Genomic DNA, 13,560 nt, shown 5'->3' with positions numbered 1-13,560 from the left:
CACAAGAGTCTCAGGTCCTTCTTTCATTGGGCTGTGTTTTTTCACAGCCCCTTTTGTGGTGTCAAGGCGGTTATGGCGCCGCTTATTTCATCGTGACGAGTTCGTAATCTCTCGAACCCAGTCCGATTTTTTCACCGTGTTCGAGGGTTTCTTTCCACGCGACGTTCGGGTTGCTGTTGAGCCAGACATCACCGTGATCGTGAAAATCTGGTGAGGCCATGTTATCCCCGAGCTGAGAATTCTGAATCGGCGACGCCTTTTCACACAAGTCGACACAGGCCTGATCGAGGGCGACTGGATCGAAGGAAGCGAGCATTCCGATATCGGGAAGAATCGGGGCGTCGTTTTCGCCGTGGCAGTCGCAGTTCGGCGACACGTCGGTAATGAGGCTGATGTGGAAGGTCGGTCTGCCGTAGCAGACGGCTTGCGTGTATTCGGCCATCCGGCAGCCGAGCAGTGCCGGCGCATCCCAGTTATCATTTTCAATGGCGTCGAAGGCGCAGGCGCCGATGCAGCGGCCGCAGCCTTTGCAGATTTCCGGATCGATATACGCCTTCTTGACTTTTTTGCCGTCAATTTCTTTTTCAAGATACGTGATTGCGTCAGAACCGCATTCTGTCGCGCAGCGCTGACATCCGCGGCAGTTGTCTTCGATCACATGGGGATGACCGCTCTGGTGCTGCAGCATTTTGCCAGCGCGGGAACCGCAGCCCATCCCAATATTTTTGATACATCCGCCGAAGCCGGCCTGTTCGTGCCCTTTGAAGTGGGTCAGGCTGATGACGATATCCGCGTCCATCACCGCACGGCCGATCATTGCGGTTTTGCAGTATTCTCCGTTGTGGACCGGCACTTCGATGTCATCTGTGCCGCGGAGCCCGTCGCCGATGATGATTTGACAGCCTGTCGTGGTCGGATTGAAGCCGTTGAGATTGGCGCAGTCCAAATGTTCCAGCGCGTGCTTGCGGCTGCCAGGGTAGAGGGTATTGCAGTCGGTCAAAAACGGTAGACCGCCCTGTTCCTTGACAATGTCGGCGACCGCCTTGGCGTAGTTCGGCCGCAGGTAGGCGAGATTGCCGAGTTCGCCGAAGTGCATTTTGATGGCGACGAACTTGCCCTGCATGTCGATATCGCCGATTCCCGCTTTTTTGATCAGTTTCTGCAGCTTTGTCGTGAGCGGGACACCAAGCCGTGTTCTAAAATCGGTGAAATAAACCTTGGATTTCTCCATAGCATTCCTCCATATTAATTTTCTATGATGATTAATTAAAGTATATCATAGCCTTCAAATTTAACGAAAACAGATTTACGTATAAGGTTTCACCGCAGGCTTAAAATTTTAGAGCCGGTGAAAGGCGTCACACCTACGCATCCGACCGCGCGTAGGCGTTTTTCATCAAATTGCTGGTTTCAAAGAGGACGAGATCCAGCGTGTTGTGACACAGCTTTTCCAGCGCGTCGGTGACGGCGGCATTGGCCTCTTCGCAAAGGGCCTGAGCTTCGCTGGGGTCAGATTGCTTCAACAGCGGATCGTAATGGGCGAGCATGGCCTGTCCCTTTGACTGGACGGCCTGTTGGTAATGCTCGATGTGATTCAGGCAGTTTTGATAGCCGGCGTCGGCCAAGGCAGCGATTAGACGGCTGCACCAGTAGAAGCTGTCGGTTGAAGTGTGTTCGCCTGTCGTGGCAAGAAAAGCGGGCACGGTGTCAATTTGGGTGTACAGCGGAATCCAGGCGTTAAATGGATTGGACGCGAAGCACAGCCATTGTAAAGCCCGAGCGTGTGCCGGCATGTCCGGGCGGATCTGGAGCATGGCGAGAAAATCGTTGCGGTTGACGCCAATGGAGCGGTAAGCGCCGCGGCGGTTATCTTCGCCATAGCTGCCGTAGGGATCGTAGGGGGTACCCTGATAGTGAGAGGAGAGGACGTATTTCACATCCTCCGGCGTGATTTTCCGTTCGGGCACAAAGCTCCAGGGAATGTCATCAGATTCAGGCGTGAAGTCGGCGTCTGGGCCGTCCCAAATGTACGTGGTCGGGTTGAAATACCGCCCGATGAACCAGGCCCGCGGCGTGTTGTAGACGTGATCCGCGTCGTCGTGGCTGCCGAAGGACTCCCGGGGATTCAAGCTGTTGTCGAAGGACAGGTTTAAGTGATGATCGGCGATAAAGGTCCTCAGATCAGAGGAACAGAGGAAATTGCGCTGTTCGCCGAAGGCGTCCTCGAGATCGAATTGGTCGATCCCGAGCTGATTGGGCATCACGACGTAGCGGTCGTCCGGCACGCGGCGCGCGATCCAATGGTGACCGCCGATCGTTTCCATCCACCAGATTTCATCGGCGTCGGAAAAGGCCACGCCGTTCATTTCGTAGGTGCCGAATGTTTCAAGAAGGCTGCCGAGACGCAGCACACCCTCCCGCGCGCTTGAGATATAGGGCAGCACGAGGGTGACGAAATCTTCTTCACCGATGCCGCCGGGCTTTTCGATACCGTCCGGCGACGCTTCAGCTGGCAGGTAATGGACCAACGGGTCTGCGCCGAGCACCCGTTCGTTGGAGGTGATGGTTTCGGTCGCGGTCATCGCGACGTTGGCAGCGTTGACGCCGGCCGCGGCCCAGATGCCTTCGCCCGCCAGCGCGTTGGGCACGCTGGTGTAGCGCATCGGGTTGTCCGGCAGATCAATTTCGACGTGGCTTAAGACCGAACGGTAGTGACGCGGCTGTGCGTCGGGTGTGACGACGGCAAATTTTTTCGGTGTGTAGTGGCCGGCACCCGAATCGTCATTTCGAGCGATCATCGTTGAACCGTCGTAGGACGCGCGTTTACCGACTAAAAGCGTAGTACAAGGCATAGCATTCTCCTTTTTCTATTAATAATCAACAGATAAACAATTTGCTTCTATTTTAGCGCATTTCTTCTTAAGAAAACATGGCGATTTGCAGGCGGCGCATCGCATCACAATCGTACCGCAAGCAAAAAGGCCATCTCATCACAAGATGACCTTTTTAATGATGGACTATGACAACTGTTCGCTGCTTTGTTTCGGAGCGGCGGCAAAGGGATGCCAGGTTAATGACAATGCGACGACGAATCCGATGAGCGCGACAGCCGCGGCAGTGGCGCAGCTGACATGGAAGCCGCCAGTGACAGCCAGTGCGCTCTTAAAACCGGCGGCGAGCCGCCCCTGTTCGACGGCGCTGAGGATGCCGACGTAAAGGGATGAACCAAAGCATCCAGCCGTTTGGATCGCGGTGTAGCAGATCGTGACGCCGTGGGGATGCAGGTCTTCAGACAAGTTGTCCAACACGTAGCTTTGGGTCGGTCCGATACTGAAGTTGCAGCCGGCGAGAATCGGCAGATAAATGAGGGCAATCTGTACGCCCGCGGTGTGGGTGCCGGTCACCGTCGACATGAGGAGCAGAAAAGCGGCCATCACCAAAAGGGAAATCGGCAGGGAATGTTTAAAGCCGTATCGATCGTAAAGACTGCCGGCCAGCGGGGCAAAGACGACGCAGGATAAGCAGGGCACCAATAAAGTCAGTGCTGCATCGAGGGCTGAGAATCCGAGAGCGTTCTGCATGTAGAGCGGCAGCAGAATGTTCATCGCGAAGACCGACATGAAGGCGATGAAGACAACGGCAATGCCCTTGACAAAGGACGCATCCTTAAAGGGACGCAGGTCCAAAAGGGGTTCGGCCAATTGATGCTGGCGCCGGATAAACAGCCCCGCGCTGACGATCCCGATGACAAAAGCCAGAATCGCGACGATGACGCTTTGCGAGAAGATGGTCGAAATGCCGTACATGATCCCAAGTAGCGTCAGGCTAACCAAAATCACAGAGAGGACGTCGAGTTTCGGCTGGCTGAGGGCAGCGTAATCGTCGATGAAAATGACATTGAAGACAAGTGCAGCCGCAGTCAGCGCGGAAAAAACGAAAAATAAGAGATGCCAGTCAGAGACGGACAATAACAGGCCGCCAGCGATGGGGCCGAATGCCGGACCCAGCAGCGTCACCGCGCTGACGACGCCCATATAGGTGCCGAGGCGCCCCTTGGGTGCGATGAGCAGTGTCAGGTTCATGCCGATTGGGACGATCATGCCAGTGCCCACGGCCTGGACACAGCGGCCGACAATCAAAACGGGAAAAGCTGTTGAGAAAGCGCCAATTAAAGAGCCTGCCAGCAGAAAGATAAAGGCCACCGTGGTTAAGCGGCGGGTAGGCACACTGCGGAACAGAAAGCTGACCATCGGTACGGTGACGGCTGCTACCAGCATGTAGGCAGTGGAGACCCATTGAACTTGACCGGAATTGATGTGAAAGGTGTGCATGATCGGCGTCAAGGCGACGTTTAAAAAGGTTTCGTTAAATGTCGCCAGAAAAGCGCCAAGTGCAATGGCCGTTAAGACAGCTGCCGCGTGTTTCACGGGTTTTGGATTGTTCATAAAATAACTCCTTTCCTGTGACAGGTCGCGACATCTTTTAGACGTAGGACTGGCCGAACAAACGCCAGACAACAGTTCCGAAAGGGTTCTGCTTTGAGCTGTCTTTTATTTAGTTGTGGAAATGGGACACAAAATGTGTCAAAAGAAAAAAGCCGTTACAAAGGACATCATGTGTCGCTTGAAAAGACTTTAATATTATCCTAAACGACAGAAAAATTTTTGTCAAATAATTTTATTGCGTAATCATTAAAGCGTCCAGCTCAAGTAATGGTACAATAAATAAAATATTGTATCAATGCAGGAGGCAGGCTGATGGGACAGAATCACGAAAAAATGCCAAATAAAATCGAAGTGCGGGGGGCGGACGTCCACAATCTCAAACATATCGACGTCGACATCCCCCTCAACAAAGTGGTCGGCATCGCCGGCGTTTCCGGATCGGGCAAGTCGTCTCTGGCGCTGGGGGTCCTTTACGCCGAGGGTTCCCGCCGCTATTTGGAGGCGCTTTCCGCCTACACGCGCAGGCGCATGACCCAGGCGGAGAAGGCAGAGGTGGAGGCGGTCCGCTATATTCCAGCGGCGCTGGCCCTGCGGCAGCGCCCGGGGGTGCCAGGGGTGCGCAGCACCTTTGGCACGGCGACCGAGCTTTTGAACAGCCTGCGCCTGATGTTTTCCCGATTGGGCAGCCATCGGTGCCCCAACGGCCATTACGTGCCGCCGTCGCTCAATGTGGCGGCGATGAAGGCCATTACTTGTCCGACGTGCGGCGCGCAGTTTTACGGGCCAGGCGCGGAGGACCTGGCGTTCAACAGCCGCGGCGCCTGCCCAACCTGCGAAGGCACGGGGCTGGTGCGTACTGTCGACGAGGCAACCCTCGTGCCGGACGAAACGCTGTCCATCGACGAAGGCGCTGTGCGGCCGTGGCAGACGCTGATGTGGTCGTTGATGAAGGACATCGCCAGAGAAATGGGCGTGCGCACCGACGTGCCCTTTAAGGATTTGACGCCGAAGGAGCGGGACATTGTGTTTAACGGCCCAGCCGTCAAAAAGAACATCATCTATCAGAACAAAACCAGCGGCGCGTCCGGCGACATGGATTTCACCTATTTCAACGCAAAATACACTGTGGAGAATGCGCTGTCCCACGTCAAGGACGAAAAGGGCATGAAACGGGTTGAGAAATTTCTAAAGACGGCAGTCTGCCCGGACTGCGGCGGGACTCGGCTTTCCGAAGCGGCACGGGCGCCGAAGCTCAGAGGGATTACGCTGGATCAGGCCTGCCAAATGACGCTTACCGCCCTTTGCGGGTGGGTCAAAGGCGTGCCGGGGACGATGCCGGACGAGATGCGGCCGATGGCGGCGAGCATCTGTGCGTCTTTTGAAGGCACCGCGAAGCGCCTTTTGGATCTGGGGCTGGGCTACATCACATTGGACCGCGCCGCGTCGACGCTGTCGACTGGCGAGCGTCAGCGGATGCAGCTGGCCCGGGCCGTGCGCAATCGGACGACCGGTGTACTTTACGTATTGGACGAGCCGTCGATTGGGCTGCACCCGGCCAATATCGAAGGGCTCACCAGGGTGATGGGCGATTTGATTGACGACGGCAATTCGGTGGTGCTGGTGGATCACGACACACAGGTTTTAAGACAGGCGGACTGGCTGATTGAAATGGGACCGAAGGCCGGCGCCGACGGTGGACAGGTCTTCGCCCAGGGGCCGGTTGCAAAAATGGAAAAGAACCCGGCATCGATTATCGGGCCCTATCTTTCTGGAGAAACCGTCCAGGTTCGAAAGCGCTGCCCGGAATCGGAGCTGTTTGACAACGGGGCCATTCGCATGCAAACCGGACCGATTCATACGGTAAAGCCGCTAGACGCCACCTTCCCGAAAGGGCGGCTCTCAGTGGTCACCGGGGTTTCCGGCTCGGGCAAGACGACGATGATTTTGGAGAGCCTCATCCCTGGATTGACGGCGCAAATCGAGGGGCGGCCGCTTCCGGCGCACATCAAAAGAATTGAGGCGCCGGGCATTGAACAGGTCAAGCTGATCGACGCGACGCCTATCGGCATCAACGTCCGCTCGACGGTGGCGACGTACGCAGGGGTCCACGACAGGCTGCGCAAGATTTTCGCCCAGACCGACGAGGCAAAGGCGGCCGGCTTCAAGCCCGGTGCCTTTTCCTACAATACCGGCGCACTCAAATGCCCGACCTGTGAGGGAACAGGTACGATCAGCCTGGACGTGCAGTTTTTACCCGATGTGGAAATCACCTGCCCGGACTGCGGCGGTACGCGCTACAGCGCGGAGGCGGACCACATTCATTGGCACAACAAAGCGAAAAAGGCGTTGACGCTGCCGCAGCTGATGGCGATGAGCGTCGACGAGGCGTTTGACGCCTGTCAGGGCCTGCCGGCGGTGTGCAGGCGCCTTCAGGTGCTGCACGATCTTGGCCTAGGCTATCTCACCTTGGGCGAGGCGACGCCGGGGCTTTCCGGCGGCGAAGCCCAGCGGCTCAAGCTGGCGAGCGAGATGGGGCGCCCTCAAAAGGACGCGCTGTTCGTCTTCGACGAACCGACCATCGGCCTGCATCCCCTCGACGTGAAAACACTGCTGACGGTCTTCCAGACGCTGATTGATTTTGGCGCGACGATTGTGGTCATCGAACACGATCTCGACGTGATTCACAACGCCGATTACCTCGTCGATATGGGGCCGGGCGGCGGCGAAGAAGGCGGGCGCATCGTCGCGGCCGGGACGGTGGAAGCTGTTAAAAATTGTGCGGAAAGCGTGACGGGAAGGTATTTGTAAATTTTGATAAAAATTGAGCGGGGCAGGTACCCCGCTTTTTTACGCGTGAACGCGGTTGTATGCACATTCGCCGATTTTGTCGTCGGGCATCGTGCAGATGTGTCGTTCGTTTCGGAAAAACCTTCCGACGAAAGAATTAGCCGGATGGGCGAGTACTTCGTCAGGGGTATCGTACTGCTGAATTTCGCCATGATCCATGATCATGACCGTGGTGCCGAGCTTGAGGGCCTCCTTGATGTCGTGAGTGACAAAGAGCACAGTGATGCCCGTTTCGCGGTGGATTCTCGCGATTTCGTCCTGGAGGCTGCTTCGGGTGATTTCGTCGACCGCGCCGAAGGGTTCATCCATCAGCAGAATTTCCGGCGAGGCGGCGAGGGCTCGCGCGATACCGACCCGCTGCTGCTGGCCGCCGGAGAGCTCCGCCGGGAAGCGGTCCTTCATCGCCGGGTCCAGCCCGACGATGGCCATCCACTTGTCAATGGCGGCCTCCGTGCGTTTGTGGTCATTCTTGTTCCAGAGATTGGGCACGTAGGCGATGTTCTGCTCGACGGTCATGTGCGGAAAAAGGACGCTGCCCTGAATGGCGTAGCCGATGTTGCGCCTGAGCATGATGTGGTCGACATCGCGGATGTTTTTGCCTTGGACGAAAATGTCGCCGGCGGTGGGCGCAATTAACGCGTTGATCATTTTGAGGGTCGTCGTTTTGCCGCATCCCGAAGAGCCGATGATGGTGACGAAGTCGCCGCGCGCGACAGCAAAGCTCAGATCCGGAATGATCGTCGCTTCGCCGTATTTTTTGGTGACGTGTTCAAATTGAATCACAGGTTCGTTCATTTTTTACCTCTTATTTTAATAATCCCTTTTCTTTTAAGAAAGCTCTGGCGACGTCCCGAGGTTCTTTTTTCTTGACGTCGACTTCGTTGTTCATCTTGACCATGTCTGCGTCGCTGATTTTGCCGGTCAGCTTTTTAAAGACCTTTTTGAGCTCAGGATGCGCATTTAAGACTTCTGTCCGAACGACATTGCCGCAGCGGTAAGAGGGGAAGAAATTTTTATCGTCTTTGAGCACCACGGCGTTGGCGTCGGCGAGCTGCCCATCTGTGGTGAACACGACCATGACGTCGATCTGGTTTTCTGATAAGGCCTTGTATTTGAGACCGATGTCCATGTCCATCGTCTTGCCGAAACGCATGTTGTAGGTCTTGCAGAGGGCGTCGTAGCCGTCCTTGCGTTCGAAAAAGTCGTATTCGGCGCCGAAGGTGAGATCCTGAGCGTGATCGCGAAGGTCGGAATAGGTCTTGATGTTGTATTGGTCGGCGATCGGCTTGCGGACGACGAGGCCGTAGGTATTGTTAAAGCCGTACATGCCCGCCCACGTCAAGCCCTTCTTGTTGTAAGCTTTTTGCAGCGTCTTAAACTGGTCCTCGCTGTAGACCGATTTGTTTTTGAGCACCATATTCCAGCCGGTGCCGGTGTATTCCGGGTAAAGGTCGAACTTGCCGCTTTCCAGTGCCGGCTCAATGTTGGAGGTGCCGCCGCCGACACCTTGAGTGAGCTTGACGTTGAGATCGGTATCCTGTTCAATCAAAATGTCGAGCATTTCACCGAGGATGTACTGTTCTGTCATTGGTTTGGTCGCGATGTGAATCGTCGCGTTTTGTTTTTTAGGAACGACCGCGAAGACGATGGCGCCGATCACGACAGCGGCGATGGCGATCAGCACCTCCTTCGTGCGCTTCCGCGCCTTGACGGAGCGTTTTTGGAGCTGTTTTTCCAGCAGGCCGAGGAGCAGGTCCGCTACCAACGCCAAAACCGCAGTGAGCAGACTGCCGGCGAGGGTCATGGCAGCATTGTTGGTCGTGATGCCGCGGTAAATCGCCACCCCGAGGCCGCCGGCCCCAATGAAGGAGGCGATACCGGCCAAAGCGATGGTCATCGTGATCATATTGCGGATGCCGGAAAGAATGACGGGCATGGCCAATGGCAGCTTCACCTTGAAGAGCACCTGCCGTTTGGTGCTGCCCATGCCCTTTGCTGCCTCGACGATCGCCGGATCGACGTTGGTGAGTCCGGTGTGGACGGCGCGGACCATCGGCAGCAGCGCGTAAATGGTGAGCGCGATGACAGCGGTGGTGTTGCCGACGCCTGAAAAGGGAATCAGGAACCCCAGCATCGAAATGGAAGGGATGGTGTATAAAAAATTGATGACGCCGAGGGTCGGCTTGGCCGATTTCTGATACTCGGCGATCAGGATGCCGACGAGGCCGCCAAAGACAATGGCAATGGCGATCGCGGCAAAAGAAATTTCGAGATGCTCGATCAGCAGGCCGAGAAAGAAATCCCGGCGGGCGGCCAGCAGCTTAAAGGTTGAAGTGATCATGGATGTCCTTTCCGGCACGCGCAGATGCGCCTGTCTTCAGCCTCAAACAGAGGTGCAGTTAGTTTTCGTCCCGGCGCACGATGCAGGAAACCGGGCAGTTTTCGTAGCACAGGCCGCAGTGTAGGCAGGCGTCCTGACGGATCCGGTAGGGGCTGTCGGCTTCGATCGCGTTCTGTGGGCAGACGGACTGGCAGGTGCCGCATTCAATGCAGCTGTCCGTGATCAAGAATCCTGGCGTCTGCACGTCCTTTTCCGCGCCGAAGGTAAAGTATTCCCGGTGGATCGGATGCGAGGATAAGTCAAAGCATTCCAGCTGTCCCGCGTCAATTACAAAGGGATCGAGGATGTAGCGGGCGTCACCGGGATACACGCCGTTCATCGACGGATTTTCTTCGAAGATGCGGTCGATCCATTGATCGTGATCTTCTGTGATCCGCTTCGCTTCTCCGGTCAGCCGAACAGCCTGCCAGTTTTGATTCAGTCCAGTGATCGCGACATTTGGATTAGCGGTCAGTTCTTTATAAAAATCCTTGCCCCTTGCGGTGCAGAAATAGAGCTTTTCGTCCTCGACGATCATGACATCGATGATGCGGTTGTGGGGTCTGCCGTCGGCATCGACGGTTGCGAAGGCCACGTCGCGAATTTCTCTGAGCATGTTCAAACAATCTTGTGCGTTCATTGCGTTCTCCTCTTCAATCTGTTGAATCTAAATACATTACAAATTTTATTAATGTCATCATAAACCCTTTGAATTAAAATGTCAATAAAAAATTTACAATAAAAAATCCGCCGTTAGGCGGCTGTAATGATGGTGTTGTATAGATTAGAAATAGGATCGCAAAATAATAATCATTTTGAACACACGCTTAAAGAGATTCGTGGCAATTTTCTAGAGGTGCCTGACCCGTATGATATGTGTTATAATGACATAAAATATCCACAGGAGGAAAATCAATGAAAAAGGCAGCCTTTAAACTAGCAGGAAAAGCCTGCGAACTGTGCACACCGGGCGGTGACGGTCGTGAAGCAGAACTGATTTTCATTCAGGCGGTGGACGATCACGACGCTGAAGGCCTTCCGGCGATGCTGGAGATCATGAATCAACAAATCGAACAACCCTTTGTTTTTGCCGATTTTTACGTCGGCGATTGGAACGCCGATCTGACGCCGTGGGACGCGCCGCCGGTTTTCGGAAAGGAAGGCTTTGGCCACGGCGCGGCAGACACCTTGGCTTTCGTCAGCGGGACGTTCATCCCCGAAGTGCGCGCCCGGGCGGGGCTTTCCGAAACAACGCCGATTGTCGTCGGCGGTTACTCCCTGGCCGGGCTGTTTGCCCTTTGGTGTGCTTATCAAACAGACGCCTTCGCGGCGGTCATGGCAGCGTCACCTTCAGTCTGGTTTCCCGGATGGCGGGATTACAGCGACGCCCACGCGCCCAAGGTGCCAGCGATTTATTTAAGCCTTGGCGATAAAGAGGAAAAGGCGCGCAATCAGGTTATGGCGCAGGTCGGCGACAACATCCGCTACCAATACGACGTGCTCAAACAAAATGCGTCGGTTGAAAGCTGCACGCTGGCATGGCATCCGGGCAACCACTTCAAGGATCCTGAAAAGCGCTGCGCGGCGGGGTACATCTGGTGCGCCGAAGCGTTGACAAAATAAAAAAGCAGTGATCGTTAAATCACTGCTGGTAAAAGGCTAAAAAATTTAAAATAAGGTGAGCTGACCGGTCATCCAGGAGGTATGGTGGGCGTCGTGCAGGATATCGCCGGGCAGCGAGCCGCCGATTAAAAACGGTGCGGCGGGGTCGTGTTTACGGTAATTGGTTCGAACGGTTTCTAAATCGTAATTGGCGTAGCAGTACCTGCAGCCGTGGGGGCAGGTGTTGTAGGCGCCTATGTCGTAGCCGGTGATGCAGGGACAGCCGGCCAGGGCGCCGGTGCCGGCGCCAATCCGAGAAGCCGGTGGGTCGATCGCTTCGTGGTAGAGGCGCTCGACCTTTTCTTTTGTCATACATCCGGAGCAGTCGAAACCGACAGCGGCGAGATCGCCGTTGGACGCACAAGCGCAGGGAATCATGCCGTGGGCGCGGCAGCTTTTGACAATGGCTGCGCTGATCGCCTGGCGCTGCGACGCCGTGATCGGGGAAACCTCAGGAAAATTTTTCCGAACCTTTTGATACAGATCGATAAAATTGATGACGCAGCGGTGCGTGGCGCCCTCCAGCGCCGTCGCGAGTTTTTCGAAGGCGTCGATGTGGTAGGCGACACTGTATGGGCCGGTTACGAAAATCGGATCGTACCGCCACTCGACGCGATCGGGCCCGACGCAGCGGGACAGCGCTTTAAAGGCACGGATGATGTCATGTTTATCCGGGACGTTGGGTTCGATATCCCGTTGATAGGGCGTGAGGGTGATGTGCCAGAAGGTGCGGAAGGCTTTGAGCCGGTCGAGGCGGCTCAGCATCGGTTCGGGATTTTTCGTCAAAAAGTAAAAAATGTCGACAACATCGGGCGTGAGCCGATATTGCGACACGTGCTGGGGATAATAGGGATTGCGGACCAGGACTCGGCCGTCGGCAATCCGATTGTAAAACCAATCGCTGTAAAACGCCGGGATGTCTGTGCGCATGCTGGAATATAAAATCATCGGTCCGCCTCCCTTGTTTTTGATTTAAGTCTAACACAGTTGTCAACAAGAGGGCGGACGCGCTGCAGACGGCGATTATTCGGAGACACTTTCAGCGGAAGGAACTTGACGCTTTTGTCTTCTGAAGATCAGGCGGAAGCACAGACGCCCGAGCGGGCCGCCAAAAAAGATCTGCCAAGCCAGTGCCATCGGGAAATTCATGGCCGTGGTCTGAAGCCACATGCCGACAAATCCGGACTGCGCGAAATTTTTGAAAAGCAGCGTCGCGACGAAGCTCATTGCCGGGCACATCAGGCAGACGGTCAGCGAGCATCGGATTAAAAGGATCCAGATGAACGGCATGTCTTTTGTGACGACGCGGTTTGTCAGGTAGATGACCGGTCTTTCCATCACGAACATTTCTAGCACGATGGCCACCGGCCACATGATTCTCAGCTCAGAGAAGGCCATCAGGAAGACCTGATTGGTCATGCCGCCGATGTTCAGCGAAATGTTGTAGCAGATCATCGCGTAGACCATGATGAAAGCCATGATGACGGTAAAAATAAAGTTTTCAAATTTGTTTTTAGGCATAAAAAAAACTCCTCTCGTGATCACCGTGTTGTTCGTTATCACTTCAGGAGTGTGCGTTTCCAATTTCACCGATATTGAATTTGCTTTACATTTTATCACGGCCCTGTCGTTTTGTAAAGCGGATTGCAAAATTATTTGAAAATTTTCAAAAAAACACTGGACAAATGAAAAAGCCCTGTTCCGTGAATTTTATGAGCGGGCTGAAAAAATCTGGCGTAACGCCCGCGTTTTAAAAATCACTTTTTTTACACACAAAACTGTAGCTATCTATATTTAAAGTCTCAAAAAGAAAGGCAATCAAAGCGCATTTGACTACGCGGTGCGTTTCTCCCGCATTTTATTGATCACAGGTCCACTCTTTGGCATATACTACACGATTCTCAACGCCCTTCAGGCAATGAACGCGGCCGTCTCATCTTTCTTTGTCAATATTAGCCGGCAGGGGCTCGTCTATCTGCCGCTGCTTTTTATATTAAACGCTGCGATTGGCATAAATGGGCTGGTTTGGGCGCAGCCGGCTGCCGATTTGGTGTCGATCGCGCTCTGCGTCGTCCTTTACGCGGCAGCGATGCGGAAAAACACGCGCACATTTGAAGTAAATGGCAAATGTTCGGAATATAATTGATAAAATTTACACGAATTAAACAATTAATGACCATATCGTTGTAAAAACAACTGACAAAAACAATAAAAAATGCTAAAATT

11 protein-coding genes are annotated in these 13,560 nt (G+C 54.6%); 3 read left to right on the top strand and 8 right to left on the bottom strand.

Annotated features, from left to right (window positions below; genetic code table 11):
- Window positions 1-82 precede the first annotated feature (82 nt).
- The 3 genes from QZX60_RS07380 to QZX60_RS07370 all read right to left on the bottom strand — a co-directional run bounded on the left by QZX60_RS07380 (window position 83) and on the right by QZX60_RS07370 (window position 4,445).
- Window positions 83-1,231, bottom strand: coding sequence for a DUF362 domain-containing protein (locus QZX60_RS07380; RefSeq protein WP_295363097.1), 1,149 nt, complete (start codon window positions 1,229-1,231; stop codon window positions 83-85).
- 133 nt (window positions 1,232-1,364) lie between these two features.
- Window positions 1,365-2,852: a C69 family dipeptidase gene (locus QZX60_RS07375; RefSeq protein WP_295363095.1), complete on the bottom strand. Its 1,488-nt coding sequence runs from the start codon at window positions 2,850-2,852 to the stop codon at window positions 1,365-1,367.
- A 165-nt stretch (window positions 2,853-3,017) separates the two neighbouring features.
- Window positions 3,018-4,445, bottom strand: coding sequence for an MFS transporter (locus tag QZX60_RS07370; protein ID WP_295363092.1), 1,428 nt, complete (start codon window positions 4,443-4,445; stop codon window positions 3,018-3,020).
- 312 nt (window positions 4,446-4,757) lie between these two features.
- Here QZX60_RS07370 and QZX60_RS07365 point away from each other — a divergent pair, with 312 nt between their 5' ends.
- Window positions 4,758-7,253 (top strand): excinuclease ABC subunit UvrA, encoded by a 2,496-nt coding sequence (locus QZX60_RS07365; protein WP_295363089.1) that lies wholly within the window; start codon window positions 4,758-4,760, stop codon window positions 7,251-7,253.
- Window positions 7,254-7,292: 39 nt separating this feature from the next.
- Here the strand turns inward: QZX60_RS07365 and QZX60_RS07360 are convergent, their stop codons facing one another.
- From QZX60_RS07360 to QZX60_RS07350, 3 genes are read right to left on the bottom strand one after another with little or no spacing between them, the layout of a single operon-like run.
- Window positions 7,293-8,087, bottom strand: a complete 795-nt coding sequence (locus QZX60_RS07360) for an ABC transporter ATP-binding protein (RefSeq protein WP_295363086.1) — start codon at window positions 8,085-8,087, stop codon at window positions 7,293-7,295.
- A gap of 10 nt (window positions 8,088-8,097) precedes the next feature.
- The gene (locus QZX60_RS07355) at window positions 8,098-9,633 is read right to left on the bottom strand and encodes a glycine betaine ABC transporter substrate-binding protein (RefSeq protein ID WP_295363084.1); all 1,536 of its coding nucleotides are present in this window, start codon (window positions 9,631-9,633) and stop codon (window positions 8,098-8,100) included.
- Window positions 9,634-9,691: 58 nt separating this feature from the next.
- A complete protein-coding gene (locus tag QZX60_RS07350) occupies window positions 9,692-10,312 on the bottom strand; it encodes a 4Fe-4S binding protein (protein ID WP_295363082.1) in 621 nt (206 codons plus the stop codon).
- A 275-nt stretch (window positions 10,313-10,587) separates the two neighbouring features.
- Here QZX60_RS07350 and QZX60_RS07345 point away from each other — a divergent pair, with 275 nt between their 5' ends.
- Window positions 10,588-11,295: an alpha/beta hydrolase-fold protein gene (locus QZX60_RS07345; protein WP_295363079.1), complete on the top strand. Its 708-nt coding sequence runs from the start codon at window positions 10,588-10,590 to the stop codon at window positions 11,293-11,295.
- A 45-nt stretch (window positions 11,296-11,340) separates the two neighbouring features.
- On the opposite strand, the gene QZX60_RS07340 is transcribed toward QZX60_RS07345, so the two are convergent.
- Both QZX60_RS07340 and QZX60_RS07335 read right to left on the bottom strand, forming a co-directional pair.
- Window positions 11,341-12,282, bottom strand: a complete 942-nt coding sequence (locus QZX60_RS07340; RefSeq protein WP_295363077.1) for a DUF1848 domain-containing protein — start codon at window positions 12,280-12,282, stop codon at window positions 11,341-11,343.
- 75 nt (window positions 12,283-12,357) lie between these two features.
- Window positions 12,358-12,855, bottom strand: coding sequence for a DUF2798 domain-containing protein (locus tag QZX60_RS07335; RefSeq protein ID WP_295363073.1), 498 nt, complete (start codon window positions 12,853-12,855; stop codon window positions 12,358-12,360).
- A gap of 340 nt (window positions 12,856-13,195) precedes the next feature.
- Between QZX60_RS07335 and QZX60_RS07330 the strand changes: the two genes are divergently transcribed.
- Window positions 13,196-13,480, top strand: coding sequence for a hypothetical protein (locus QZX60_RS07330; protein WP_295363071.1), 285 nt, complete (start codon window positions 13,196-13,198; stop codon window positions 13,478-13,480).
- The last annotated feature ends 80 nt before the right edge of the window (window positions 13,481-13,560 follow it).

This window comes from uncultured Pseudoramibacter sp., assembly GCF_903789625.1.
In the GTDB taxonomy this organism is placed as follows: Bacteria; Bacillota; Clostridia; order Eubacteriales; family Eubacteriaceae; genus Pseudoramibacter; species Pseudoramibacter fermentans.
This window is presented reverse-complemented; position numbering and strand designations above follow the sequence as displayed.

Excerpts from the sequence above, each read along its gene's own strand:
- QZX60_RS07380 (WP_295363097.1), bottom strand. The coding sequence starts at position 1,231 with ATGGAGAAATCCAAGGTTTATTTCACCGATTTTAGAACACGGCTTGGT.
- QZX60_RS07375 (WP_295363095.1), bottom strand. The coding sequence starts at position 2,852 with ATGCCTTGTACTACGCTTTTAGTCGGTAAACGCGCGTCCTACGACGGT.
- QZX60_RS07370 (WP_295363092.1), bottom strand. The coding sequence starts at position 4,445 with ATGAACAATCCAAAACCCGTGAAACACGCGGCAGCTGTCTTAACGGCC.
- QZX60_RS07365 (WP_295363089.1), top strand. The coding sequence starts at position 4,758 with ATGGGACAGAATCACGAAAAAATGCCAAATAAAATCGAAGTGCGGGGG.
- QZX60_RS07360 (WP_295363086.1), bottom strand. The coding sequence starts at position 8,087 with ATGAACGAACCTGTGATTCAATTTGAACACGTCACCAAAAAATACGGC.
- QZX60_RS07355 (WP_295363084.1), bottom strand. The coding sequence starts at position 9,633 with ATGATCACTTCAACCTTTAAGCTGCTGGCCGCCCGCCGGGATTTCTTT.
- QZX60_RS07350 (WP_295363082.1), bottom strand. The coding sequence starts at position 10,312 with ATGAACGCACAAGATTGTTTGAACATGCTCAGAGAAATTCGCGACGTG.
- QZX60_RS07345 (WP_295363079.1), top strand. The coding sequence starts at position 10,588 with ATGAAAAAGGCAGCCTTTAAACTAGCAGGAAAAGCCTGCGAACTGTGC.
- QZX60_RS07340 (WP_295363077.1), bottom strand. The coding sequence starts at position 12,282 with ATGATTTTATATTCCAGCATGCGCACAGACATCCCGGCGTTTTACAGC.
- QZX60_RS07335 (WP_295363073.1), bottom strand. The coding sequence starts at position 12,855 with ATGCCTAAAAACAAATTTGAAAACTTTATTTTTACCGTCATCATGGCT.